This window comes from Sodaliphilus pleomorphus (genome assembly GCF_009676955.1).
In the GTDB taxonomy this organism is placed as follows: domain Bacteria; phylum Bacteroidota; class Bacteroidia; order Bacteroidales; family Muribaculaceae; genus Sodaliphilus; species Sodaliphilus pleomorphus.
The window spans coordinates 179,450-204,958 of sequence record NZ_CP045696.1 but is presented as its reverse complement, the minus strand read 5'-3'; the positions used below and the strand labels follow the sequence as shown (position 1 = coordinate 204,958).

Sequence of the window (25,509 nt, the reverse complement as noted above, 5' to 3'; positions counted from 1 at the left end):
GGAATTCATTTTTTTAACAACTATATATATGTCATTTATTGCTGATCGTGTAAAAATGGAAGGACTCACCTTTGACGATGTCCTCCTTATTCCTGCTTACTCTGAAGTGTTGCCTAAAGACGTGAAATTGCAGACCCGTTTTTCTCGCAATATCACGTTGAACGTGCCACTGATTTCGGCAGCTATGGATACTGTGACCGAATCGGGACTTGCCATTGCCATTGCTCGCGAGGGAGGCATCGGCGTTATACACAAGAACATGAGCATCGACGAGCAAGCTCGTCAAGTGCACACTGTGAAACGTGCCGAAAACGGCATGATCTATGACCCTGTAACCATCAAGCGTGGCAGCCGTGTCATTGATGCCCTCAAGATAATGAAGGGGTATCACATAGGAGGAATCCCTGTGGTCGATGAAAACAAGAAACTGGTGGGCATTGTCACCAATCGTGACCTGCGTTTTGAAGACAACATGGAGCGCAAAATCGATGAGGTGATGACCAAGGACCATCTTGTCACGACCAATTCAACCACCAACCTTGAGGAAGCTGCCAAAATACTCCAAACCTATAAAATTGAGAAATTGCCAGTTGTTGACAAGGAAGGCAAGCTCATAGGACTGGTGACCTACAAGGACATCACCAAAGCCAAAGACAAGCCCAATGCCTGCAAAGATGCCCTGGGCCGCTTGCGCGTTGCTGCCGGCATAGGCGTCACGGCCGACAGTCTCCAGCGTGCCGAGGCACTCGTCGATGCCGGAGTCGACGCCATTGTCATCGACACGGCCCATGGCCACAGCAAGGGCGTTGTCAACACGCTGCATCAGGTGAAGGAGTCGTTCCCGCAGGTTGATGTCGTGGTTGGCAACATTGCAACGGGCGAGGCTGCCAAGTATCTTGTAGATAACGGTGCCGACGCTGTAAAGGTTGGCATTGGCCCTGGCTCGATATGCACCACACGCATTATTGCCGGCATCGGTGTGCCGCAATTGAGTGCTGTCTATGAGGTGGCCAAGGCTCTCGAGGGCACAGGCGTGCCATTGATTGCCGATGGCGGTATTCGCTATTCGGGCGACATTGTCAAGGCCCTGGCTGCAGGTGCCTATTCGGTGATGCTCGGCGGCATGTTTGCCGGTGTTGAGGAATCGCCAGGCGACACAATCATCTTCAACGGGCGCAAGTACAAGGCTTATCGTGGCATGGGCTCGCTCGAGGCTATGGAAAAGGGCTCTAAGGATCGTTATTTCCAGAACGACGTGACCGAGGCCAAGAAGCTCGTGCCCGAGGGCATTGCAGCACGTGTACCCTTCAAGGGCACGCTCTATGAGGTGGTGTACCAAATGCTGGGCGGTTTGCGTGCTGGTATGGGCTACTGTGGAGCTGCCACCATCGACGACTTGCATCATGCTCAATTTGTGCGCATTACCAATGCAGGCGTCAACGAGAGCCATCCCCACGATGTCACGATCACCAGTGAGGCGCCCAACTATAGCCGCAGTTAATATTTCTAAATATTTCTACTGGTTAATACTTAAACGCGCATTCTCGCGTTAAAAATCTTGTATTGCCATTTTGTAAATATTAATATTGAACAGATAAAACACAATTATGAAACTCAAATTTTTGACTTGTGCCGTTATTGCAACTGCATGTATGGTGGCCTTAGCCAAAGACCCGGTTCTCATGAAGATTAATGGAAAAGACATCCATTTGTCTGAATTTGAATACCTATACAACAAGAACAGCCAGCAACAAGTTCAAAAGGAATCTCTCGACGATTACTTGAATCGCTTTGTGAACTATAAGCTCAAGGTGGCCGATGCCGAAGCTGCCCGCATCGACACTTCGGCTGCCTTCAAAGCTGAATTCAACGGCTACAAGGCCGATATAGTGAAAAACTACTTGGTCGACACCACGGTCAACCAGCGTCTTGAGCGCGAGGCTTATGAGCGGATGAGGACCAATGTCGATGTCGATCACATCATGCTTCCATTGGGCCGCGACAAGGCTGAGAATGAAAAATTGCAAGCCCGTCTCGACAGTATAAAGAAGTGTGTTGAAAGTGGACAAAGCTGGAATGAACTGGCCAAGAAGTACTCAATCGACCCCTCGGTGAAAAACAATGGGGGCCATTACGGGTATATCGCCTCGGGCATGTTCCCCTATGTGTGGGAGTATACTGCCTACAATACCCCGGTAGGGCAAATTTGCAAGCCTTTCAGCACCAACTTTGGCAATCATCTCATCAGGGTGAACAACCGTCGCGACGATCCCGGGCAAGTGCTTGTCGAGCACATTCTGCTGCTCTTCCCGCGCAATGCCAACGACAGCGCCAAGGCAGTCGTGAAACAAAAAATCGACTCAATATATACTGCTGTCAAGCAGGGAGCCAACTTTGAGGAAATGGCTAAGGCCAAATCTCAGGACCCTGGCTCGGCCAAGAGTGGTGGCAAGTTGCCCTGGTTTGGTGTCAACCGCATGGTACCGCAGTTTGAAAAAGTATCCTACGCGCTCAACGATGGCGAGATTTCTCAACCCTTTGAGACGACCTATGGCTACCACATTGTGAAGAAGCTGTCACACAAGGGCGTTCCTTCCTTTGAGGAGGCCAAGAAGACTATCGATGCCCAAATTCAGCAGGACGAGCGCTCCACGATGGCACAAGATGCCAAGATCGAAGAGGTGAAGAAACTCTACGGCTATAAGGCCGACGACAAAGGCTTCAGAACCTATCTGCTCAAGGAGCTCAACAAGCATGGCGCCTATGATTCGGCTTTTGTGGCCAGTGTCCTCGCCAAGTCGACTTTCCCCATTTTCACTTATGCCAAGCACAAGGTTGCCGCTTCGGTGCTTGCCAGTATTGTCAACCCCAAGGCCCAACTCAACAATGAGTCGGCCGCTGGCTACATCTGCAGTCAGATTGAGCCCTATGCCAACAAGGTGATTTTCCAGTACTATATCGACAATCTCATCAACGACAACCAGGGGTATCGCAACTTGCTCAACGAGTATCGCGATGGCATGCTCTTGTTTGAAATCAGCAATCGCAAGGTGTGGCAAGGTGCCAGCAACGACACTACTGGCCTGAAAAACTACTTTGAGGCCAACCGCAGCAAGTACACGTGGGACAAACCTCACTTCAGAGGCATCATTTTGTCGGCACAGTCCGACTCGATCGCCCAGGCAGTGAAGGCCGATATCGCAAAGCTGGGTGAGAAAAATGACACACTCACCGAAGCTCTGCATCACAAGTATGGCCAGAAGATAAGAATGCAGCGCATGTTCTTTGCCCAGGGTGAAAACGAACTTGTCGACCATGTTGTGTTCAATGGGCCTGCGCCCAAGACCGACAAGTATCCTGTGAGCTTTGTTCTCCCAGGCCAGGGCGAGGTTTATAACCAGCCCCGCGACGTGGCCGATGTCAAGGGACAGGTCACCAGCGACTATCAAGACGTTCTTGAGCAAAGGTGGGAAAAGGAACTCCACGCCAAGTATCCTGTGGTAATCGACAAGAAAGTGTTGAAACTTGTGAAGCCGTTGTGATTTTTTCAAGCTGAGTCACAACAGCACAATGATAGGCAAGGGCCCTTTTCGGCAATCGTCGAAAAGGGCCTTTGCTTTTCGCCGTTAATAGAAATAAAGGAATTAAAAGATAATTAAAGCAATAAGATTTTGTCAAGTGGACAAAAATATAGAAATTTGCACTAAGACTCGCTCGGCGTGACAAGTCGTGCCAGAGCGTTAATTTAAGCACATAACAATAAATTAATTAGAACGTGAAATTTAAATTTTTTGCATTCTGCCTTTGTTTCTTGGCTATGGGGTTGGTTGCCAGCGCACAAAACAACGTCGCCGAGGAAGTGGCATGGGTAGTGGGGGATGAGCCCATTTATAAATCGGAGATTGAAGAGCAATATCAGCAGGCGCTTTATGAGCGTGCCGATATCGACGGCAATCCTTATTGCGTTATCCCCGAGCGCATGGCAATTGAGAAATTGTTTTTGCACCAGGCCAAAATCGACACGGTAGAAGTGCAGAACTCGATGGTGCAGCAAGCTGTGGATGCACGCATCAACTATTTCATCGCCAACCTCGGCTCCAAAGAAAAAGTTGAGGAATACTTCCGCAAGCCCATGCCCGAGTTGCGTGAGCAGCTCATCAATACAATACGTGACCAGTACACCATTCAGCAGGTGCAGAGCAATCTCACCAAGGACGTTAAGGCCACTCCTGCCGATGTGAGAAAATACTACAACGAGTTGCCCAAGGATTCGCTGCCATATATTCCTAAAGAGGTTGAAGTTGAAATCATCACGATAAATCCAATCATCCCCCAACAGGAAATTGACGAGGTGAAGGCACGCTTGCGCGACTATGCCAAGAAGGTGAACAATGGCGAGGCCGACTTCTCAACACTTGCCATTCTTTACAGCGAAGACGGCTCGTCGGCCTATGGCGGAGAGATTGGTTTCAGAAGCAAGGCTGAGCTGGACCCTGAGTATGCCAACGTCGCCTTCAACCTGAGCGACCCTAAAAAGGTGAGCAAGATTGTGGAAACGGAGTTTGGCTACCACATCATTCAGCTCATTGAGAAACGTGGCGACCGCATCAACACACGCCACATTCTTCTTCGTCCCAAGGTGAGTCAGAAGGATCTTGACTCGGCTGTGGTGAAGCTCGACTCGCTGAAAGCCGACATAAGTCGTAAAAAATTCACCTTTGAGGAAGCTGCCATGTATGTGTCGCAAGACAAAGACTCCAAAAACAACAACGGACTCATGCTGAACGAGAAGACTCGCACCAATCGCTTTGAGATGGCCGACCTGCCGCAAGAAGTGGGTAAGGTTGTCGACAAACTTAAAGAAGGCGAAATTTCAGCTCCCTTCATCATGATGAATGAAAAGACCAACCGGCAGCAAGTGGCCATGGTCAAGCTTGTGAAGCGCATCGATGGTCACAAGGCCGACTTGGCCGAAGACTATCAAAAAATCAAGGACATGTATGAGGATAAGAAAAAACAGCAGATCATAGAAAACTGGGTGAAAGAGAAGCAAAAGAAAACCTATGTGTATATCGAAGACGGCTGGCGCAACTGTGAGTTTAAATACAACTGGATGAAGAAATAAAATCATCACACAAAAAGCGAGTGAACTTCTATCAACAACATACTGCAATTGTAAGGCATAAGACTGCTGCTATAGGCTGCTTATGCCTTTTGATTCTTCTGGTCTTATTCCCAACAGGTGCTATTGCCCAACGGAAGACTGTGCACCCTCACGTGTACAGGCCCGAGATACCTCAGGCCAACAGATTTCAACCCAACAAAGTGTTTCTGGAGCGGGCCGACTCGATGATGTCGGGACCTAACGGTGCTGTAGAAAGCAGCTATATCGTGCTCAAGGGCAACATCGAGTTTACTCGTGGCGACATGCATCTGTATTGCGACAGTGCTCACTATTACGACCGCGCCAACTCGATCGATGCCTACGGAAACGTGAGAATGGAACGTGCCGATCATCTCAGTGGGCGGTCCGACAATCTGCATTATGACGGGAATCGCGAGGTGGTGAATCTCGTGGGCAACGTGAGCATTACCAAAGACGACAAGACATTGACCTCGAGTGCAATCGACTACTATGTGACTACCAACACGGGCAAATACTCGACTGGCGGCCGGCTTGAGGATCCCAAAAACGTGCTCACATCGATTGTGGGCACCTACAACTTCAATACCGATCAGGCCGTATTCACCCAGGACGTGCAGCTCGTAAACAGCCGTGACAATTATGTGATGAATACCCATCGCATGAATTACAATACACGCAACAACGTGGCCACTCTTGTCACGCACACTGTCATTACCTCAAAGGATAACAAAATTGTCACCAACAGCGGCAACTACAACACCGTGTCGGAGGAGGCAACACTCTACAAGAAAAACGGCAGGCAACCCAAGCTCTTTGCCAAGGACAATCGCACCCTCGAAGGCGACAAAATACACTACAGCCGTCACAAGAGCGAGGGAATGGCCGAGGGTAACGTGAGGGTGAACGACCCGAAGCACAATGTGATACTCACCGGCGGCTACGGCTATCACAACGAACACACACACGTGTCCTATGCAACACGGCAGGCTCTGGCTCGTGTGTACAGCAAGGAGAACAAACGCAAAAATGTGAAGCCCGACACTTTGTTTTTTCACGGCGACACAATCACAACATTCTATGAGCAGAAAGATACCAAGCGCGTCTTGACGGCGACCAATGGTGCCCGCTTTTTCAGAACCGACATCCAAGGGCTGTGTGGATACTTGAAGTTCTCAGAGAAAGACTCGATTTTGCACCTCTACAATCACCCGGTGGTGTGGAGCGATGCAAGACAAATCTCGAGCGACAATGAGATCGATGTCCACATGAAAGACAGCACCACTGTCGACTGGGCATTGATGCCCAACAAGGGGCTCATCGTGGAGCACCTGGGTGAAATCTACTACAATCAATTGAGCGGGAAAAAAATCAAGGCCTTCTTTGAAAAGATAACCGAGTACAATGACGATGGCAGCGACTCTACCTATACACAACTGCGCCGCGCCGAAGTGATAGGTAATGTGAAAGCCCTGTTCTTCCCGCAAGAAAACGACTCGACCTACAACAAGTGTATCAAGTCGGAGAGCGGTTATCTCACTATCGACATGAAGGAGCGACAGCAAGTCGAGAAAATCAAGATGTGGCCCGAGGTTTCGGGCAAAGTCATTCCTTTGTATTTGGCCAAAAACAGCGATCTGTTGCTTGACGACTATCAATGGTTTGACAACTTGAGGCCGAAAGCCCCCTACGATGTAATGACAATTTCTCCCGAAATGCGGGCCATGATCAGTCAGCCCTACGTCATAGAAGACAGCGTGTCGATAACCGAACCTGAGAAAAAGTCGGGCCGTAAAAAGGCGGTAGCAGTAGAGGCCCAAGTTACACGAGACACTCAAGGCACAGTTGCAACTCAAGCCAAAGTCGACAAAGTAGCGGGCAGGAAAAAAGCGATAATGAAGAATACAGGAGGTGACAAGAAATGAGTGATATCATAAAATTACTCCCCGACAGCGTTGCTAATCAAATTGCTGCTGGCGAAGTGATTCAGCGGCCAGCTTCGGTCGTTAAAGAGCTTGTGGAAAATGCAATCGATGCTGGGGCAACAACCATCCAGATTGTGCTCAAGGATGCGGGCCGCACGCTTATTCAGGTGATCGACAACGGGAAGGGAATGACGCCCACCGACGCCCGGCTGGCCTTTGAGCGGCATAGTACCTCAAAGATCGCCAAAGCCGAGGATCTCTTCGACCTGCACACGATGGGTTTCAGGGGCGAGGCTCTGGCTTCGATATGTGCTATCTCGCAAGTCGAGTTGCGCACTTGTGCCAAGGGGGCGCAACTGGGTACCAAGATTGTAATAAATGCCTCAAAATGTGAAAGCCAGGAGCCTGATGTGTGTCCCGAAGGTTCCAACTTCATGGTGAAGAATATATTCTTCAATGTCCCTGCGCGTCGCAAGTTTTTAAAAAGCAATCAAGTTGAGCTGAGCAATATCGTAAAGGAATTTGAGAAACTGGCGCTTGTCAACCATCATGTGGAATTTTCATTGTCCAACAATGAAAACGTCTTGTACAAGTTCGGGGGAAGCTCTTTCAAGCAACGCATTTCGGCAATATGGGGGCGCAGCATCGACCAGCAGCTCATTCCCCTCAACATCGACACTTCTCTATGCAAAATCACAGGTTTCATTTCCAAGCCTGAGAACGCCCGCCGCCGCAATTACTTGCAATATTTCTTTGTCAACGGCCGGTACATGCGGCATCCCTATTTCCACAAAGCCATCATGTCGAGCTACGGCCAGCTCATCCCCGACGATGAACAACCCAACTATTTTCTTGTTTTCAATGTCGACCCAGAATCAATCGACGTCAACATCCATCCCACCAAGACCGAGATAAAATTTGAAAACGAGATGCCGATCTGGCAGATTCTGGCAGCTGCCGTCAAGGAATCGTTGGGCCGTTTTATTGCCGTGCCAACTATCGATTTTGACACCGAAGATGCCCCCGATATTCCAGCCTATAGCACCCATACCGCGGTGAGTGCGCCGTCGGCAGGCATCGACCCATCCTACAATCCATTCAACCCTAAGGGTACTGGCAAGGGAGCGCACCACGATGCTTATGTCCCCGCTTTCAACGACAAGGCTCCCACAACCGACTGGGAGACACTTTTTAAAAACTTTGAAAAAAACAAGCAGGAGGGTTTTGACGAGTTTGCGTCGCAGGGTGTCGATGCTGGCACTCACTTGCAGCCAAGTTCAGCAGCCCACATTCTCGACAGTGATGTAATGCAAGGCTCATTGCTCAACGTCGACATTTCCACGACCTGCATTCAGCTCAAAGGGCGCTACATCGTTTCTCCCATCAAGTCGGGGCTCATGATTGTCGACCAGCACAGAGCGCACCTGAAAGTGCTTTATGAACAGTACATGGAAAATATCGACGGGAAAAATGTCACCTCTCAAAGTATATTGTTCCCCGACCTGCTTCAGCTCTCGGCTGCTCAAAATGCCATCTTGTGTGACCTGCAGCCCGAGATGGAAAGAATAGGGTTCAACCTTTCTAAACTCAGTGGCAACGACTGGTCGATCAACGCGGTTCCTGCCGGCATTGACCATGTCGACATCAAAGACACGATACTTCAGGTTATCGACGCCATGGAGAGTGGGGGAGAATCCATTACCGAGAAGGTATATGATCACTTGGCATTGGCAGTCGCACGGTCGGCAGCCCTCCCTTATGGCAAGACGTTGACGCCAGATGAGATGGACAAACTGCTCTCTGAGCTGCTCAGGTTGAGCAATCCCAACTATACCCCCGACGGCAAGTTGGTGATCAAGCTCATAACCAATGAGCAAATTGAAAAGATGTTTTAAAATCAACTCAGAAAGTCATAGATATGATCGACATTTTAAAGATTGCTTCTACTTGCAAGTTGTACAATTTCCACACGCACACGCAATTTTGCGACGGCCATGCCTGCATGGAAGATTTTGTGACTGCTGCTATCGCGACTCATTTTTCTCATCTTGGTTTCACCCCACATTCACCCATTCCATTTTCCACAAGCTGCAACATGGACAAGTCCAATGTACAGGTTTATTTAGATGAAATTCAACGGCTGAGAGAAAAATACGGCACCCAAATCAGCATCTATGCAGCGATGGAAATCGACTACCTTGACCATTTCGGTCCCAGTAGCAGCTTCTTCGATTCGATTCCTCTCGATTACCGCATTGGGTCGGTTCATTTCATACCTTCATTTCAAAATCCAGAGGAATATGTCGACATCGATGGACACTTTGAGGCATTTAAGCTCAAGATGCACCGATATTTCAACGACGACATTGAGAGCGTTGTGAGGAGTTTCTACCGGCAGTCGATGGCTATGATTGAAAGGGGGGGATTTGACATCATCGGGCATTTCGACAAGATTGGGTTCAATGCAAGCATGTTTAAGACGGGAATTGACCGAGAGCCGTGGTACGACAAGCTTGTAACCGACGAGTTTCATTCTATTATGGACCATCACCTCATCATTGAAATCAATACAAAATCGTGGCAGCAATACCAGCGCTTCTTCCCCGATGCAAGATACTTTGAATTGTTGAGGAGATACAAGGCTCCTGTCGTATTCAACAGCGATGCTCACGTCCCTGCCAAGATAAACGCTGGTCGCATCGAGGCGATGAAAACGTTTGGGCTTGCGATGCAATAAATACATCAAGGGCACTGTGCCGGGAGTGGTACAGTGCCCTTGCTATAAGATGAGAAATGACTGTGTTTAACTGTCTTCTTTTTTTACATTGGCCTCTTGCAGCCCGTAGTGACGCTTCTTGTCGAGCAAGAGCAGCAGTATTGAAACCACAACGGCAGCAATGCCAATGGTGGTGAATATCCACATCGAGGGGGTGAAGTCGACCTGTCCGTTCACAGTGTGATCCTGGTTAACGCGCCCCACAAGCATAGGCACAAGAATCAGCCCAATGTTCTGAATATAGAAAATAATAGAGTAGCCTGTGCCCAGGCCCTTCATGGGGATAATCTTGGGCACCGACGGCCACATTGCGCTGGGCAGCAATGAAAATGCCATGCCCAGCACTACCATGAGCACGATGGCAACTGTGCTCGACGTGATGGGCAATGTGAAAACAAATATCACTGCCGTCATTATTATGGTCCCCAGTATCATGAGCGTGGCGCCGTGCCCCTTTTTGTCATATACCATGCCAAAAAGTGGCGTGAAAAGTATTGTGCTGAATGGCAGTATCGAGGGTATGGCTCCGGCCCATGATGGATCGACACCGTATTTGTATATCATGATTTTGGTGGCAAAGTCCAGGAAGGGATACAATGCCGAGTAGTATAGCAGACATAAAATGGTGATGAGCCAAAATCCAGGATTCTTTAGCGTGACAACCAAATCGCCGAAATGAAATTTCTCATCTTCTGACGTTGTGGCCGTCCTCGCAGGGCTGCTTTGCACTTGACGGTCAAACTTGACATCCATGAAGCAATATACAATGTAGACCAGCAGGCCCAGGCTCACAAAGATGAGCCCACACAAAACAGGAGTGGAAATGCTGTAGCGTTGTGCCAAGGGATGACTGCACAGCAATGCAGCCCCTGTGCCAAAACGCGCCAGAGCAACCTGAATGCCCATTGCCAAAGCCATCTCGAAGCCTGTGAACCACTTGACCATGACCTTCGACACAGTGATGCCGCACATCTCATATCCCACGCCAAACACAGCAAAGCCAAAGGCAGCCATGAGCACTTGCCTTTTTATCCACGCATGGCCAAGGCCTACAGAAGAGCCTATGACGGGTAGGTTGACATAGGTAGTGGGCTCAGGCGACATGAATTCGATTGCATAGTAGTTGATGCTCACACCTGCCACCATCAACAGGCACGCCAGCAATCCGGTAAACCTCACACCCATTTTGTCAAGAATAATCCCGCCAATGAAGAGCATGAAACAAAACACATTGAAGAAACTTCTCGACCCAGCAAAAAATCCATATTCACTACTGGTCCACCCTAAGCCACCTTGCGACACTGGCAGCTCAAGAAGGTCTTCGATCGACGACATTTCTTTGGCCACGAAGTAGCCAAGCATCATTGTCACTGCTACAATGGCGAGAGCAGTCCAGCGCATTGTGGCCGAGTCGTTTATTCTTCTTTCAAGACGTTCTGTCATTCTTGTTAAGCATTAATAAAGTGACATGCACGCAACCAACACATGCATGTCACTATGATTACACTTTAAGTTTTTACTGTTAATATGATTTAAGCCTTGATGTTAGGTTCCTCAAGACCCAAGCCTTTCTTCTTGTCGACTACCTTAAGGATAAGACCGATTACGAGAGCTGCGACACCCAGCCCGGCCAGCATGAGCAACGGGGCAGTGTAGTTGAGCCGTGTGGGATCGGTAACACCAGGATTGGTCGCGTCAAGCACCTTGCCTATGAGTAGTGGGAAGAGCCACAATCCAATGTTCTGAATCCAGAATATCAATGCATAGGCCGAACCGATAATCTTGGCATCGACAAGTTTTGGCACGCTTGGCCACAGCGATGCTGGAACGAGAGAGAACGATGAGCCCAGCACAAGTATAGTGACATAGGCGACAACCACGCCACCCAAGTCGTTGCCCTTAAACAAGGGCAGGATGAAGGCAAATGTGAGGTGGCAGGCGATGAGCAGCAACGAGCCCAACACAAGCATTGAGGCCGCCTTGCCCTTGTGGTCGACATAGTTGCCCAGGATGGGAGTGATGCCCACGGCAAGAAGCGGGAATACGGCAAAGATCGACTCGGCGCTTTGACGCATGTACCCCATATAGCAATAGCCCACGAGGAAGAGAATCGACAATGCCATTGTAGCATATTTGGCAGGCTTGTTCTTTATGAAGTTGAACATGAATGCAGTAGCTGCCACGATGAGCATAATCACGTATTGGATGATAGTGACACTCGTCGAAGCCCAGAACGAGCCCTCGGGCACTGGCTCGAAGGTGAGATTGCATTGCAGCATGTTGACAGCATATTTCTGGAACGGGAAGATTGCCGAGTAGTAGAGCACACACAGCAGCGACACGAGCCAGAATCCGCTCGACTTGAGAATTTGACCGATGTCGCTCACCTTGAACGGGTCGTCTTTCTCTTCGGCCTCGCCGGTTTGCGCGTCCAGCTTCTTGTCCATAAAGAAGTAGACGATAAACATGATGAGCGCAATGCACAGCAGCACCACGCCAAAGGCCACCGAGCGCGACACGTCGATGTGTCCGCCCAGCTTTGCAAAGAACGGAGAGAAAATCATGCAGGTGGCTACACCCAGGCGGGCAAGAGCCATCTCCGATCCCATGGCAAGAGCCATCTCGCGCCCCTTAAACCACTTCACAATACCGCGGCTCACCGTGATACCTCCCATCTCGGCACCGCAGCCGAAAATCATGAATCCGCATGCTGCAACCTTGGCCGAGGCCGGCATGCCCTCGTAGAAAGGAGACACCCCCAGCTGCTCAAACACAGGAATGTGGTTGAGGTGATTGGTAAACCACACTTCAATTCCACTCCCGTGGAAAGCCGTGCTTATGGCATAGTACTTGATGAGTGCTCCTGCGAGCATTACAGCGCCCGAGAGCACTGCAGTGAATCGCACACCCATCTTGTCGAGAATGATGCCGGCAAAGATAAGGAAGAACACAAATACATTGAGGAAGGTCTCTGAACCCTGCATTGTGCCAAACGCTGTTGAGTCCCATCCGCGGCCTACGGGATAGGCCTGTGCCATTAAATCCTTGATGGGGGACAAGATGTCCATAAAAATGTAGGCACAAAACATGGCAAGTGCCAATAGCAACAAAGCCGTCCAACGCAAGGCGGCCGAGTCACGCAATGTTTTTTGAATTACTTCTGTCATTATTTGTTTCGATTTATTAGATTAATTCAGCGATATATGGTGCAAATGTACATAATTATCGGCAAACACAAGGTATGTGACGATGATAAATTGTAACATGCAGCACAGAAAAACGTGAAAACTTGCAATTGAAACTTCGCAGCGACGGGAGCTTTGTATATATAATTGCATGGGGCTGTGTTGTTTCTTTTCACAACACAGCCCCATGCCTGAATGAGATATGCTTGATTTTACAAAATTCCTGGCTTATACATGCAGAAAAACATCAATAGTTGCGGGCGAATATCACGCGGCGGTGACTGGGTTTCCCCGTGAGCATGTCTTTGCCTTCTTCGTCCTCGCAGCCCATTGGAATGCACCTGATTGTAGCCTTGGTGAGTTCCTTGATTTTGAGCTCGGTCTCGGTCGTACCGTCCCATGGTGCAAGTATGAATCCGCCCTTCTCGATTTGAGCCTGGAAATCCTCCCACGTGTCAACCTTATAGGTTTTCGACTCGCGCAGCTTCAACGCTTTGTCATAAATGTTGGCTTGTATTTCATCGAGCAAATGGGCGACATAGTCTTCGATTCCGTCGAAGGCGACGCTCTGTTTTTCAAGCGTGTCGCGTCGCATCACCTCGATAGTGCCGTTTTCAATGTCCTTAGGGCCAAGCACGAGACGCACCGGCACGCCCTTAAGCTCGTAGTCGGCAAACTTGAAGCCAGGGCGCTTGTTGTCGGCGTTGTCATATTTCACCGATATGCCGCGCTTCTTGAGGTTCTCAACAATTGGAGCGACCTTGGCATCGATAGTGGCAAGTTGCTCCGAGCTCTTGTAGATGGGCACGATCACCACCTGTATTGGCGCCAGTGCCGGAGGCAACACAAGACCATTGTCGTCGCTATGCGTCATGATGAGTGCTCCCATGAGACGCGTTGACACGCCCCACGATGTAGCCCACACATAGTCGAGCTTATTGTTCTTGTCGATGAATTTCACATCAAATGCTTTGGCAAAGTTCTGCCCCAGGAAGTGCGATGTGCCGCTCTGCAGTGCCTTGCCATCCTGCATCATGGCCTCGATGGTGTAGGTCTCAAGCGCGCCGGCAAATCGCTCGTTGGCTGTCTTCACGCCCTTCACCACAGGTATGGCCATGCATTTCTCGGCAAAGTCGGCGTAGATGTTGAGCATCTCTTCGGCCTTGGCCTGTGCCTCCTGGGCAGTGGCATGAGCTGTGTGCCCCTCTTGCCACAAGAACTCGGCTGTGCGCAGGAACAAGCGTGTGCGCATTTCCCAGCGGAAGACGTTGCACCACTGGTTGATCAACAGGGGCAGGTCGCGGTAAGACTTTATCCAGTTGCGGAAGGTGTTCCAGATGATGGTTTCGCTCGTGGGGCGAATGATGAGCTCTTCTTCAAGCTTTGCTTCGGGGTCCACAATCACACCCTTACCCTCGGGATCGGTTTTCAGGCGATAGTGTGTAACCACTGCACATTCCTTGGCAAAGCCCTTCACGTGGTCGGCCTCTTTGCTCAAAAACGACTTGGGAATGAGAAGCGGGAAATAGGCATTCTGCACGCCAGTCTCTTTAAACATGTCGTCAAGCCTGCGTTGCATTTTTTCCCATATGGCATACCCATATGGCTTGATGACCATGCAGCCTCTTACGGCCGATTGCTCGGCCAAGTCGGCTTTCACAACCAATTCGTTGTACCATTGAGAGTAGTTGTCGGCTCTCTTTGTGAGATCTTTTAATTCTTTAGCCATTGTTGTATTCTGTCTTTTTGTTTATTTCTTTTTGATGATATTGATATTGATTGCTCCTCGTTTCGCCTGTTCGAGCATCACATCATTGGGCACGATGTAAATCTCCAGCCGCCTGTTTTTGCGTCTTTTCTCCATCGAGTCGTTGGCATTGAGCGGGTCGTTGCTTCCCAGGGCGTAGGGTACGATATAGTCGACGTCGCCATTGGCGTCAAACCAGTCGTAAACGGCATTGACCCTCGACCGTGTTAGCCTCACGGTATAGGCCTTAGAGCCCGTGTCGTCGCTGTGCATCACAAGCAGTAGCTTGTAGAATCCGGGATTCTTCAGGTAACGGAGCATGGGCTTGAGCGCCGCAGGCCCGGTTGCAGCGAGGACAGTGTCGTTGGAGGCAAAAAGCCGTTCGGCCGGTATGGTGACAATGATGACCTCATTGTCGCGCGTGAGTTCAACTTCATAGTTTTGCTTGATGAGCTCTACAGCTTGTTTGTACTGGAAATCCTGAACAGCGTCTTTCAGCTTGTTCTTTATTTCGGGTGTGGCCAGGTTTTGGTCAAGCGAGAGTTCATAGATGTCTATCTTCTTGGCATTGCCTTGGAGATAGCATGCAAGTGTGGTCACAAGCAATAGGAGTCTAAGTATGGAAGTGATTTTTTTCATCTTTTATTGTCTTATGCCTCTCGTTTTGTTGTATAATAAAACTCAAAGGTGCATCAACTCTTCGGGGAAGTCCATGTAGAGTTTCTTTTTATCTATGTCGATATCTACGATGAACTCTTCGACTGCAGGCAGGAAATATTGATGCGAGCCATCGCTGGCAGTAATCTTAAAAAGTACGTTGGCAGTCGAGTCTTCGATATCGGTAATGGTACCCAATTCCCTGTCGTCGCGATAAATGTTGAATCCTATGAAATAATCGATAGGGTAGCTGTCGGTGTGTGCATCGCGCGCGAGCTCGCTGTATTCTCGCTTGAGCACATAGATGTACTTGTTGACCAAGATAGAGGCATCGTGCTCATTGTTGATCCCGTCGATGGTCAACAACACTGCATTGGCCGACTTGGGCCTGGCCTGGTCGATGAAAAACGGCACATAGATGCCGTCGATATCACTCACGCAGCATGTGAAACGGGTGAGCATCTCGGCATCGCAGTCAACCGTTGCCGAAATCTCGCCGTTCACGCCGTGTGCTTTGTTGTAACGCCCTATTTCAACAAGTTCGTCGCGCGTGATCATCAGCTATCTCATTTCTTTTTCTTCTTCTTGTTGGATGCATTTTTGGGAGCTGTTGCTGCCGTAGCCTCTTTGAATTGATGCAGCGAGTGTGTGGCCGGATCTAAATTGATCTTGCCATGCGAGTAGAATGCGAGGTCCTTGAAAATCTTGGCGTCTTCAACATCTTCTTTGTTGATGAGGTAGATCACCTTTTTCATGTGATTGGCTATGAGCATGATGAGCGCATCTTTCTCTTTGCCCTCGGGATATTCACACGCACGCTCGATCATGCGCTCTATGATTTTGCCGTAGTGGCGCATCTTGATGTGCTCGAGCTTGTATTTCACAGGTTCGGGTTTGGTCTCCAAGTTTTCTTCCTTGACAATCTCATAAGGGTAATCGATGTCAAGCTTGAAGTCGCTCATAATGGCCAAGTGATCCCACAGTTTGTGCTTGTAATCGGCCTCGTCGCGCAGTTGCGGAAAGATGTTGCCCATCGTCTTGATGATTGTGTAGGCACATCGCGTGCGTTCATCCTTGTCGGGAATCGTGCAGCAATAGTCCACCATCTGCTGAATGTTGCGGCCGTATTCAGGAAGCGCAAGTTTTTTTAATTGAGTATTGTAGTTGTACATAAAATCTATTCGTATTCAATTGCAAAGATAGCCATAAAAATCAGACTGCTGAAATCACAGCACTTTTTTCTTTCTCTTGGTTGCCTGGAACTCCTTGATGTAAAGTGGGGTGGAGTAGGCCACGTCGATAAAGTCATGCTCGCGGTAGGCTTTCTCTGAAAGTGCCAGCATGTGCAATGCCTCGGGTTTTATACCTGGGATGAACTCGGCGTTGGGGCTCTTGATCACGTTGGCCGCCTTGTCGGAGCCATTGCCAAAGAAAACCATGTGGTGGCTGGCAAGCAAGTCGCCAAAGGCGCCCTCGTCGATGATTTTGGCCTCGGGTTCAACGACTGGCTCGAGGGCGTTGTTGTAGACTCCAGTGTACACCTCCATGCGGCGGGCATCGATCATGGGCACATAGAGCGCATTGTCATCGTCGATAAAATGATTAAACATTGTAGTGACAGTGAGCAATTGCAAGGTGTTGACACCGATGAGGGGAATGTTGAAGCCGAATGCCAGCCCCTTGGCTTCTGAAAGTCCAATGCGCAAGCCCGTGTAGGACCCGGGACCGATGCTTACGGCCACTGCGTCGAGTTGCATGTTGCGAGAGCGGGCATACTTGAGGCTCCGTTGTATGTACAGGCTCAGCAGTGTGGCGTGAGTTTTGCCATCGTAATTCTCGTAATGCTCAAGCACCTGACCCTCACTGGTTAATGCTACCGAACACACACTTGTTGACGTCTCAATATTCAATATGTTTGCCATGAGAAATTCTAATTTCGGTACAAAATTAGCAAAATTCTCGCTTTTATACCCATTATTACGAGAATAAGCCGTAAATTTGCGTATAAAAAACATTAAATACAATGATTTTATCAATGACAGGATTTGGCAAGGCTGTCAAGGTTTTTAATAATAAGAAAATCACTGCCGAGGTCAAATCGCTCAATAGCAAACAACTTGATTTGTCGATACGTCTTCCCCAAGCATATCGTGAAATTGAACTTGACTTGCGCAACATCATTGCCAAGTCGTTGCACCGTGGCAAGGTCGACTTGTTCGTCTATTGCGAACCCATCGACGGGGCAGTCGCTGCAAGTCTCAATATTGATGCCCTCAAGCAATACAAGGTGCAGCTGCAAGCCATGTCGCAGCAACTCGACATTCCTGAGCCCGACGACTGGTATGGCACCCTGCTTCGCTTGCCCGATGCTCTTAAAAGCGACCTAAACACCAGTGAGATCGACGACGACGAGAAAAATGTTGTTGTAGAAGTTGTAAAAAATGCAATCAGCGGTCTTAACGCTTTCCGCTTGCAGGAAGGCAAGCGCTTGTGTGGCTTTTTTGAAGAAAAAATCGATGCCATTCAGCACCTTCTCGACAGCGTCTCGCCCTACGAGCAGTCGCGTGTTGAAAAAATCAAAGCACGCATCCTCGACTCGTTGCAGAAGCTCGACGGGGTGGAATATGACAAAAACCGCTTTGAGCAGGAGCTGATATTCTATATTGAAAAGCTCGACATTACCGAAGAAAAATTGCGCCTCCAGAATCATCTCACTTATTTTCTCGACACCTTGCACAATGGCGAGGCCCAGGGCAAGAAACTGGGCTTCATAAGCCAGGAAATGGGACGAGAAATAAACACGATGGGCTCAAAGGCCAACCAGGCCGAGCTCCAAAAGCTCGTGGTGGGCATGAAGGACCAATTGGAACAAATCAAGGAGCAGGTACTGAACGTATTATAGTGAGTGGATGGATATGGCTACTGGAAAATTAATTGTCATTTCGGCCCCTTCAGGGTCGGGGAAGTCTTCGATAATCAAAGAAGTGATCAAGGACAAGCAATTGCACCTTGAGTTTTCTATCTCGGCCACCACACGCCCTCCCCGTGCCGGTGAACTCAATGGTAGAGACTATTATTTTATGAGCGTCGATGATTTTAAAAAGAAAATCAGCAACCATGAGTTTGCCGAATACCAGGAGGTGTATCCTGGCCGTTTCTATGGCACACTTAAAAGTGAGATCCAGCGCATCATGGCCGATGGCGACAATGTGATTCTCGACGTTGACGTGCAGGGCGGGGTGAACGTGAAGAATATGTACGGAGACCGGGCTGTCTCCATCTTTATCAAGGCCCCAAGTGTTGAGGTGTTGCGCCAGCGACTGCACGGCCGTGGCACCGATAGCGACGAGGAGATCGAGAAGCGCGTGAGCAAGGCCGAGTATGAACTCACTTTTGCTCACAAGTTTGATCACATCGTTGTCAACGACAGCCTGCCCGATGCCATAGGCAATGTGCGTCGTGTCATTCAGGACTTCATCGCCTGATGGGTAAACTCTTTATTTGATACGTTATGAAAATTGGCATTTTTGGAGGCACATTCAACCCCATACACGTGGGGCATGCAATCATTGCTAACTATGTCATTCACCACTGTGGAATCGACAAGTTGTGGCTCATGGTATCGCCCTTGAACCCTTTCAAGGTGCAGCAAGGCGAAGTGAACGACGAGCACAGGCTTCGCATGGCATCCATGGTGAGCAGCAAGCTGGAAAACGTCGAGACCTCGGCTTTCGAGTTCACGCTGCCGCGCCCTTCCTATACGGTCGACACGTTGAATGCCTTGAGCCAGAAGTTTCCCGACGATGAGTTCTATCTGATTATAGGTGCCGACAATTGGGAGGTCTTCGACCGGTGGTGCGGCCACGAGGAGCTACTCGAGAAATATCACGTGATGATATATCCCCGTGAAGGTTACAACATTGAGATTCCGGCCAAGTACAAGCATCACGCAACAGCAATTGGCGCCCCTGTTGTCGAGGTGAGTTCGACCGTGATACGCGATGAGCTTAAGCAACTCAACAACATGTGCTTCTACTTGCCCGACGATGTGTATAGGTATATTTTGAATCATAAACTTTATTTGGAATAGGAAATCATGCAGGACGAAAAGATAAAACTGTCACCCAACAGCTTGGCATTTATTGCATTGACCAACGAATACTGCCATGCGCTTGAAGAAGCTGCCGATTGCGACCGCGACCAGTTCATGGCCCAAATGCTTAAATTGCTCCCGCGCATCTACATTGCGGCAAGCGACCTGGAGCGCGACGTCTCCTATAGTGAATATGAAATCTTGCCGTCGCTCGAAGAAGATAGCTACAACCAGGTGAGAGACCTGGTGAGCCAGTTGATGGCCGACGAGGATGTTTACCTTGAAGTGTTTGTCGAGGACATGAAATACAGCGACATGCCCATTGCCACGTCGATAAGCGAAAACTTGAGCGACCTGTACCAGGAATTCTTCAACTTCATCGCCAGTGTGAAGGAGGCCGACACCGATGTGCAACTTGAGCTCATAGGACAGTGCAAGGCCAACTTCCGCAATTATTGGGGCCAAACGTTGTGCAATGTCATGAGGGCATTGAACACGGCTTACTATAATCCTGCCAATCAAGAAGACTATTGACTTCATTTAATATCACCATCATAATACTTTTTCCACTATGAATGATCAAATTAAATCCTTACTCACGTTTCTCGACAACAGCCCCTGCAACTTTTGGGCAGTTGATACGATCAAAAACATATTGGACAGCAACAAATTTGTTGAGAAGCAATTGACCGAAAAGCTCACCTTTGCCCCAGGCGACAAGTTCTATGTCACTAAAAACGACAGTGCTGTTTTTGCCTTCTCGGTTGGCAAGAGACCGATTGCCGAAACTGGATTTAAAATCATCACTGCCCACAGCGACTCTCCTGGGTTCAGAATCAAGCCTCACCCCGAGATGCTGAGCGACGGTGGCATCGTGAAACTTAACACCGAGGTCTATGGAGGCCCCATCCTTTATACATGGTTTGACCGTCCCTTGTCGATAGCCGGGCGTGTCATCGTGAAAGGCGACGACGCATTGCATCCGCACACAAGGCTTGTGAAGTTTGACCGGCCTCTGCTCATCATTTCGCATTTGGCCATCCACTTCAATCGTGCGGTTAACGAGGGTAATCCTCTGTCGAAACAGAAAGACATGCTCCCCATCATCGCCAAGGTGAATGACGCACTTGAGGCCCACAACATGTTGCTCAATCTGGTTTCTGAGCAACTTCACATAGTGCCCGAAAATATTCTCGATTTTGACTTGCTGCTTTACGATACCGAGAAGGCGTGCACTTTTGGACTGAACGATGAGTTCCTGTCGGCCGGACGCCTCGACGACCTGAGCATGGCTCATGCAGCTATCGAGGCAATTACCGATGTTGCCGATGGCGATGCAACTTGTGTGGCTGCAATATTTGATAACGAGGAGACTGGTAGTGGCACCAAGCAGGGAGCCGGCTCTCCTGTGCTCGCCAATGTGCTTCAGCGCATGGTTGAGTTGCAAGGCGGTGACTTTGATGCCTTCTGTCGAGCAGTCAGCCGCTCGTTTATGATTTCGGCCGACAATGCTCACGCCTTCCATCCCAACTATGGCGAAAAGTATGACCCCACCAATCATCCTGCATTGGGAGGCGGTCCCTGCATCAAGATTAATTCAAATTGCAAATACATGACCGACGCCCATTCGGCTTCAATTTTCAAGAGCCTTTGCCTCGACGCAGGTGTCCCGTATCAATACTTTGTCAACCACAGCGATGTGGCCGGAGGCTCAACACTGGGCAATATCCTCACCGGGCAAATTGACATCGAGGGCGTAGATGTGGGCAACCCGTTGCTTGCTATGCACTCGGTGCGTGAGACTGGCTCGGTCGACGATCACTTGAACATGATAAAGGTGTTTAAGAAATTTTTTGCATAATAATTTTGGAGAAAGAAAAATAATACTTAACTTTCAAGAAAAGTAAAAAACTAAAAATTGACATATTATTATGAATGACGAGAAACTATTACAACAAGTTGTAGCCAAGGCAAAGTCTTGGCTTGGCGACGGCTATGACGATGACACCAAGGCCGAGGTGAAGCGCATGCTCGATAATCCTGATAAGACTGAACTCATCGAGTCGTTCTACAAAAATCTTGAGTTTGGCACAGGCGGCCTTCGCGGCATCATGGGCGCTGGCTCCAACCGTATGAACATCTACACTGTGGGATCTGCCACCCAGGGTTTGGCCAATTATCTGAAGGTGGCTTTCAAAGACTTGAAGCAGATAAAAGTGGCTGTGGGATATGACGTGCGCAACAATAGCCACCTGTTTGCCCAGACGGTTGCCAACATTTTCTCGGCCAATGGCTTTAAGGTGTATTTATTCGACGCTCCGCGTCCCACTCCCGAGCTGTCTTATGCCATACGCCATCTCGGATGCCAAAGCGGTGTTAACATCACAGCCTCGCACAACCCGAAAATCTACAATGGCTACAAAGCCTATTGGAACGACGGTGCTCAGATGATATCGCCCCATGATGTTAAGACCATCGAGTATGTGAACAAAATCAAGGACATAAGCGAGGTGAAATTCCATGGTAATCCTGAGTTGATTGAACTCATAGGTGAGCAAATCGACAACGACTACATCGAGGAAATTCACACACTCTCGCTCAGTCCCGAAGTCATCAAGAAGCATCACGACCTGAAGATCGTATACACGCCGGTACACGGCACGGGTAAGTATCTTGTGCCACGTTCTCTTGCGCGCTGGGGCTTTACCAATGTCATTCACGTGCCTGAGCAGGATGTGCAAAGCGGCGAGTTCCCCACAGTTGCTTCGCCCAACCCCGAGAATGCTCCCACTATGGCCATGGCCATCGCCAAGGCCGAAGAGGTGCAGGCCGACCTTGTAGTAGCTTCCGATCCCGATGCCGACCGCATAGGGGTTGTCATAAAGAACACCAAGGGCAAGTATGCCCTGGTCAATGGCAATCAAATCGTGATGATATTCCTCTACTACCTCATGGCACGCAACATGGAGCTTGGCCGCCTCACAGGCAAGGAGTTTATCGTTAAGACGATTGTCACGACCGATACAATAGCTCAAATAGCCAAGAAGCAAAACATCAAGATGTTTGACTGCTACACGGGCTTCAAGTGGATTGCCAACGTGATAGCTGAGAATGAGGGCAAAGGTCGCTATCTGGGCGGTGGAGAGGAAAGCTATGGCTTCCTTCCAGAGACTTTCGTACGCGACAAGGACTCGGTTTCTTCAATCTCTCTTATGGCCGAGATTGCAGCCTGGGCCAAGGAGAAAGGCATGACCATGAACGACATGCTCATCGATATTTACATGACCTATGGCTACAGCAAGGAGCGCCAAATCTCGGTTGTGCGCGAGGGCAAGAGCGGTGCCGAGGAGATCGTAGCAATGATGAAGAACTTCCGCGAGAATCCTATCGAGACACTCGACGGCTCTCCTGTGGTCAAAATACGCGACTATGACACGCTTGTAGAGACCGACGTTAAAACCGGCAACAAGACCACTCTTGAAATGCCTGCCACCAGCAATGTGCTCCAATATTACACCGAAGATGGCACCAAGGTTTCGATACGCCCGTCGGGTACCGAGCCTAAGATTAAGTTCTATCTCGAGATACATGACACCCTTGAGAAGGCTGCCGACTATGACGCGAAGAACGACTGGGCCGACTCCAAACTCGACCGCATTGCCAAGGATTTGGGTATAGCTTAATGTAGAATACGGCTTGCACTCACTGCTGTTGTGAGCTGTGTGAAATAAGGCAGTTGGGCGTTACGATTCACAACGCCCAGCTGTTTTTTTTCTTTGTAGATAGAGCTTCAAGAATCTTATAAATAGCGTTTTAGAAGAAGTCTTGTGGCATGGCGCTTGTATCAATTGCCCATGTTGCTGCCCACAACAAGCAGTACAAGGCTGATGATGAGGAAGACGAGGTCGAGTGTCTTCATGCGCTTGTCGGGCTCCTTGAGAATGACGATGCCATACAGGAATGACACAATCACACTGCCACGACGTATCATTGATATCACCGAAATCATTGCACCAGGAATCGAGAGAGCATAGAAATAGGCAATATCGGCTACAGTGAGAAATAGCGAAATGAGGGGGATTGTCCACCTCCATTCAAATTTCACAGGGTCCAGTTGCTTGCGCTTGAGCAGGGCAACTGTGAGGCCCATAATCAGCATTTGGTAAAATGAGTACCATGCCTGTACTTGCAGGGGCTGGAAATGCAGGTTGTGAATGATGAATTTGTCGTAGAGCGAACTCACGGCGCCCATTATTGTAGCGCCCATCATGAGCCACAGCCATAGGCTGTTCTTGAGCGAAAACCCTTCTTTGTGGCCGATGCGGCTTATGAAAAACAACGATGTGAATCCCAACAAGATGCCCGTCCATTGCAGCACGTTGAGACGTTCGCCGAAGATTACCCATGCGCCCACGAGCACCATGATGGGGCGTGTGGAATTGATGGGGCCTGTAATGGTGAGGGGCAGATGCTTTACAGCAAAGTAGCCCAGTATCCACGACGAGAGCACAATGAGGGATTTGCCCAGGATGTAGAGATGGTTGCAGGCCGTGCCAAATCCCCAAGTGCCCTCAACAATGCTACCAATGATGATGGGCGAGAGCAGCAAGGTGCCAAACAAGGTGTTCAGAAAAAGTACCGTGAGCACGTTGTTGCCTGTGAGTGACAACTTCTTGAAGATGTCGTACACACCCAGGCACATGGCCGACGCAATTGCGAGCAGTATCCACATCAATCGGTGGGGTAATTGAGATTGTCCTCGGTGAGGTTGTTGAGCACCTCGATGAGATACTTGCGGGCCTCCCATTTGGCCATGGGCAAGTTGTGCAGTATATAGTTGCCGCAATCGCGGGCTGTAGCTCCAGGAATATCGCCGTCATACTCGGCTATAAACTTGAAGGTCTCTTGCATGAGCGGCACGATGTCGCGCGACTCGAGATCGCCTTGCACGAGCAGATAGTTGCCTGTGCAGCAGCCCATGGGCCCCCAATACACGATTTTAGGTCCCCACACGGGGTGGTTGCGCAGGAATGTTGCTGCAAGATGCTCAATGGTGTGCAGCGCGCTCACGCTCACAGCCGGTTCCTTGTTGGGCACCTTCATGCGTATGTCGAAGGTGGTCACTACACCACCGCCTTCCAGCTGGTCTTTGCGCGAGACGTAGATGCCGCGCAGCAATTTGGTGTGGTTGATTGTGAAGCTTGCAATTTTTTTCATTTGGCTTAATGGGAAAAACAGAAATGATAGTTAAATCTTTAATAACAGGTTGTGCAGCACGTTGAAAGTGGCAGCAGGGGCGTCGTCCCAGAAATCGTTGTACTGCTTGGTGTTGTCGTGACTTGCTCCAGGAGAGTCGCTGATGACGCGCATGCTCATAAATGGCACGTTGCGTAACTCGCACACCTGGGCTATTGCTCCCGACTCCATATCGACGGCCAGTGCATCGGGAAAATGCGACTTGATGATCTTCACCTGCTCAATACTGTCGACAAACTGGTCGCCCGAGACAATGAGCCCTTTTTTCACAGTCTTGTCGTCAGACACAAGTTGCGAGGCATGTTTGTCGGCCTCGTAGTACAGGGGCAGCCCTTGCACAGCGCCATAGGTGCTCTCGGGGCCGCACCACACGTCGTGATAGGCCACTCGGCTTCCCACCACGATATCCATCACGTTCACGCTCTTGTCGGTCCCTCCGGCAACACCGCTGTTGATGATGAGACTGGGAGCATAATGGTTGATGAGTGTGACTGTGCCTATGGCTGCATTCACCTTGGCAATGCCACATTGCATGGCAATCACTTGGTTGCTGCCTATGGTGCCTGTGTGGAATTCCAGCCCGTCATGGCTTTCGCTGCTTGGGTTAGAGAGTAGTGGCAGGAGCAATGCCAGCTCTTTTCTCATTGCCACGATTATTCCTATCTTCATATAATAGTGTTGGATTACTGCTGCAAAATTACTAAAAATGCCGTTTTCAGCAAAAGCT

Annotated in this window: 22 protein-coding genes; 12 read left to right on the top strand and 10 right to left on the bottom strand. The window is 49.4% G+C overall.

Features of this window, described 5'->3' with window-relative positions; all coding sequences use genetic code 11:
- Positions 1 to 28 precede the first annotated feature (28 nt).
- From guaB to GF423_RS00825, 6 genes are all read left to right on the top strand, one after another.
- Entirely contained in the window at positions 29 to 1,501 is a 1,473-nt protein-coding gene (gene guaB / locus GF423_RS00850; protein WP_154326565.1) for an IMP dehydrogenase, read from the top strand.
- A gap of 181 nt (positions 1,502 to 1,682) precedes the next feature.
- Positions 1,683 to 3,542 (top strand): peptidylprolyl isomerase, encoded by a 1,860-nt coding sequence (locus tag GF423_RS00845; RefSeq protein WP_206113305.1) that lies wholly within the window; start codon positions 1,683 to 1,685, stop codon positions 3,540 to 3,542.
- A gap of 275 nt (positions 3,543 to 3,817) precedes the next feature.
- Positions 3,818 to 5,125, top strand: a complete 1,308-nt coding sequence (locus GF423_RS00840; protein WP_154326563.1) for a peptidylprolyl isomerase — start codon at positions 3,818 to 3,820, stop codon at positions 5,123 to 5,125.
- A gap of 140 nt (positions 5,126 to 5,265) precedes the next feature.
- Positions 5,266 to 7,068 (top strand): OstA-like protein, encoded by a 1,803-nt coding sequence (locus GF423_RS00835; RefSeq protein WP_154326562.1) that lies wholly within the window; start codon positions 5,266 to 5,268, stop codon positions 7,066 to 7,068.
- Positions 7,065 to 8,963: a DNA mismatch repair endonuclease MutL gene (gene mutL / locus GF423_RS00830; RefSeq protein ID WP_154326561.1), complete on the top strand. Its 1,899-nt coding sequence runs from the start codon at positions 7,065 to 7,067 to the stop codon at positions 8,961 to 8,963. The genes GF423_RS00835 and mutL overlap by 4 nt, the downstream gene beginning before the upstream one ends.
- A gap of 23 nt (positions 8,964 to 8,986) precedes the next feature.
- On the top strand, positions 8,987 to 9,805 hold the full coding sequence (locus GF423_RS00825; RefSeq protein WP_154326560.1) for a histidinol-phosphatase: 819 nt from the start codon (positions 8,987 to 8,989) through the stop codon (positions 9,803 to 9,805).
- A gap of 66 nt (positions 9,806 to 9,871) precedes the next feature.
- Here the strand turns inward: GF423_RS00825 and GF423_RS00820 are convergent, their stop codons facing one another.
- The 7 genes from GF423_RS00820 to tsaB all read right to left on the bottom strand — a co-directional run bounded on the left by GF423_RS00820 (position 9,872) and on the right by tsaB (position 17,355).
- Positions 9,872 to 11,287: an MFS transporter gene (locus GF423_RS00820; protein ID WP_154326559.1), complete on the bottom strand. Its 1,416-nt coding sequence runs from the start codon at positions 11,285 to 11,287 to the stop codon at positions 9,872 to 9,874.
- A gap of 89 nt (positions 11,288 to 11,376) precedes the next feature.
- Positions 11,377 to 13,011 carry an MFS transporter gene (locus GF423_RS00815; protein WP_154326558.1) on the bottom strand — a complete coding sequence of 545 codons (1,635 nt, stop codon included), beginning with the start codon at positions 13,009 to 13,011 and terminating at the stop codon, positions 11,377 to 11,379.
- A 265-nt stretch (positions 13,012 to 13,276) separates the two neighbouring features.
- Positions 13,277 to 14,758: a proline--tRNA ligase gene (proS, locus tag GF423_RS00810; protein WP_154326557.1), complete on the bottom strand. Its 1,482-nt coding sequence runs from the start codon at positions 14,756 to 14,758 to the stop codon at positions 13,277 to 13,279.
- 21 nt (positions 14,759 to 14,779) lie between these two features.
- Complete coding sequence (locus GF423_RS00805; protein WP_154326556.1) at positions 14,780 to 15,415, bottom strand: OmpA family protein; 636 nt, start codon at positions 15,413 to 15,415, stop codon at positions 14,780 to 14,782.
- Positions 15,416 to 15,457: 42 nt separating this feature from the next.
- Complete coding sequence (gene rimM / locus GF423_RS00800; protein WP_154326555.1) at positions 15,458 to 15,991, bottom strand: ribosome maturation factor RimM; 534 nt, start codon at positions 15,989 to 15,991, stop codon at positions 15,458 to 15,460.
- An 8-nt stretch (positions 15,992 to 15,999) separates the two neighbouring features.
- The gene (locus GF423_RS00795; protein WP_154326554.1) at positions 16,000 to 16,605 is read right to left on the bottom strand and encodes a DUF4290 domain-containing protein; all 606 of its coding nucleotides are present in this window, start codon (positions 16,603 to 16,605) and stop codon (positions 16,000 to 16,002) included.
- A gap of 54 nt (positions 16,606 to 16,659) precedes the next feature.
- Positions 16,660 to 17,355: a tRNA (adenosine(37)-N6)-threonylcarbamoyltransferase complex dimerization subunit type 1 TsaB gene (gene tsaB / locus GF423_RS00790; protein WP_154326553.1), complete on the bottom strand. Its 696-nt coding sequence runs from the start codon at positions 17,353 to 17,355 to the stop codon at positions 16,660 to 16,662.
- A gap of 101 nt (positions 17,356 to 17,456) precedes the next feature.
- On the opposite strand from tsaB, the gene GF423_RS00785 reads away from it, so the two are divergent.
- The 6 genes from GF423_RS00785 (at position 17,457) to GF423_RS00760 (ending at position 23,209) form a co-directional block, all read left to right on the top strand.
- A complete protein-coding gene (locus GF423_RS00785) occupies positions 17,457 to 18,335 on the top strand; it encodes a YicC/YloC family endoribonuclease (protein WP_154326552.1) in 879 nt (292 codons plus the stop codon).
- 13 nt (positions 18,336 to 18,348) lie between these two features.
- Positions 18,349 to 18,918, top strand: coding sequence for a guanylate kinase (gmk, locus tag GF423_RS00780; protein WP_154326551.1), 570 nt, complete (start codon positions 18,349 to 18,351; stop codon positions 18,916 to 18,918).
- Between the two features lie 26 nt (positions 18,919 to 18,944).
- Positions 18,945 to 19,523 carry a nicotinate (nicotinamide) nucleotide adenylyltransferase gene (gene nadD / locus GF423_RS00775; protein WP_154326550.1) on the top strand — a complete coding sequence of 193 codons (579 nt, stop codon included), beginning with the start codon at positions 18,945 to 18,947 and terminating at the stop codon, positions 19,521 to 19,523.
- A gap of 6 nt (positions 19,524 to 19,529) precedes the next feature.
- Complete coding sequence (locus GF423_RS00770) at positions 19,530 to 20,060, top strand: DUF5063 domain-containing protein (protein WP_154326549.1); 531 nt, start codon at positions 19,530 to 19,532, stop codon at positions 20,058 to 20,060.
- 37 nt (positions 20,061 to 20,097) lie between these two features.
- The gene (locus GF423_RS00765) at positions 20,098 to 21,387 is read left to right on the top strand and encodes a M18 family aminopeptidase (protein WP_154326548.1); all 1,290 of its coding nucleotides are present in this window, start codon (positions 20,098 to 20,100) and stop codon (positions 21,385 to 21,387) included.
- Positions 21,388 to 21,457: 70 nt separating this feature from the next.
- Complete coding sequence (locus GF423_RS00760) at positions 21,458 to 23,209, top strand: phospho-sugar mutase (RefSeq protein ID WP_154326547.1); 1,752 nt, start codon at positions 21,458 to 21,460, stop codon at positions 23,207 to 23,209.
- Positions 23,210 to 23,370: 161 nt separating this feature from the next.
- Here GF423_RS00760 and GF423_RS00755 read toward each other — a convergent pair whose 3' ends face one another.
- The 3 genes from GF423_RS00755 to GF423_RS00745 are packed head-to-tail and all read right to left on the bottom strand — an operon-like array spanning position 23,371 to position 25,451.
- Positions 23,371 to 24,258: an EamA family transporter gene (locus GF423_RS00755; protein WP_154326546.1), complete on the bottom strand. Its 888-nt coding sequence runs from the start codon at positions 24,256 to 24,258 to the stop codon at positions 23,371 to 23,373.
- A complete protein-coding gene (locus tag GF423_RS00750) occupies positions 24,258 to 24,743 on the bottom strand; it encodes an S-ribosylhomocysteine lyase (RefSeq protein ID WP_154326545.1) in 486 nt (161 codons plus the stop codon). The genes GF423_RS00755 and GF423_RS00750 overlap by 1 nt, the downstream gene beginning before the upstream one ends.
- Positions 24,744 to 24,773: 30 nt before the next feature.
- Complete coding sequence (locus tag GF423_RS00745; RefSeq protein WP_154326544.1) at positions 24,774 to 25,451, bottom strand: 5'-methylthioadenosine/adenosylhomocysteine nucleosidase; 678 nt, start codon at positions 25,449 to 25,451, stop codon at positions 24,774 to 24,776.
- Positions 25,452 to 25,509: the final 58 nt, after the last annotated feature.

Coding starts and splice junctions, on each gene's coding strand:
- guaB (WP_154326565.1), top strand. CDS start 29: ATGTCATTTATTGCTGATCGTGTAAAAATGGAAGGACTCACCTTTGAC.
- GF423_RS00845 (WP_206113305.1), top strand. CDS start 1,683: ATGAAGATTAATGGAAAAGACATCCATTTGTCTGAATTTGAATACCTA.
- GF423_RS00840 (WP_154326563.1), top strand. CDS start 3,818: ATGGGGTTGGTTGCCAGCGCACAAAACAACGTCGCCGAGGAAGTGGCA.
- mutL (WP_154326561.1), top strand. CDS start 7,065: ATGAGTGATATCATAAAATTACTCCCCGACAGCGTTGCTAATCAAATT.
- GF423_RS00825 (WP_154326560.1), top strand. CDS start 8,987: ATGATCGACATTTTAAAGATTGCTTCTACTTGCAAGTTGTACAATTTC.
- GF423_RS00820 (WP_154326559.1), bottom strand. CDS start 11,287: ATGACAGAACGTCTTGAAAGAAGAATAAACGACTCGGCCACAATGCGC.
- GF423_RS00815 (WP_154326558.1), bottom strand. CDS start 13,011: ATGACAGAAGTAATTCAAAAAACATTGCGTGACTCGGCCGCCTTGCGT.
- proS (WP_154326557.1), bottom strand. CDS start 14,758: ATGGCTAAAGAATTAAAAGATCTCACAAAGAGAGCCGACAACTACTCT.
- GF423_RS00805 (WP_154326556.1), bottom strand. CDS start 15,415: ATGAAAAAAATCACTTCCATACTTAGACTCCTATTGCTTGTGACCACA.
- rimM (WP_154326555.1), bottom strand. CDS start 15,991: ATGATCACGCGCGACGAACTTGTTGAAATAGGGCGTTACAACAAAGCA.
- GF423_RS00795 (WP_154326554.1), bottom strand. CDS start 16,605: ATGTACAACTACAATACTCAATTAAAAAAACTTGCGCTTCCTGAATAC.
- tsaB (WP_154326553.1), bottom strand. CDS start 17,355: ATGGCAAACATATTGAATATTGAGACGTCAACAAGTGTGTGTTCGGTA.
- GF423_RS00785 (WP_154326552.1), top strand. CDS start 17,457: ATGATTTTATCAATGACAGGATTTGGCAAGGCTGTCAAGGTTTTTAAT.
- gmk (WP_154326551.1), top strand. CDS start 18,349: ATGGCTACTGGAAAATTAATTGTCATTTCGGCCCCTTCAGGGTCGGGG.
- nadD (WP_154326550.1), top strand. CDS start 18,945: ATGAAAATTGGCATTTTTGGAGGCACATTCAACCCCATACACGTGGGG.
- GF423_RS00770 (WP_154326549.1), top strand. CDS start 19,530: ATGCAGGACGAAAAGATAAAACTGTCACCCAACAGCTTGGCATTTATT.
- GF423_RS00765 (WP_154326548.1), top strand. CDS start 20,098: ATGAATGATCAAATTAAATCCTTACTCACGTTTCTCGACAACAGCCCC.
- GF423_RS00760 (WP_154326547.1), top strand. CDS start 21,458: ATGAATGACGAGAAACTATTACAACAAGTTGTAGCCAAGGCAAAGTCT.
- GF423_RS00755 (WP_154326546.1), bottom strand. CDS start 24,258: ATGTGGATACTGCTCGCAATTGCGTCGGCCATGTGCCTGGGTGTGTAC.
- GF423_RS00750 (WP_154326545.1), bottom strand. CDS start 24,743: ATGAAAAAAATTGCAAGCTTCACAATCAACCACACCAAATTGCTGCGC.
- GF423_RS00745 (WP_154326544.1), bottom strand. CDS start 25,451: ATGAAGATAGGAATAATCGTGGCAATGAGAAAAGAGCTGGCATTGCTC.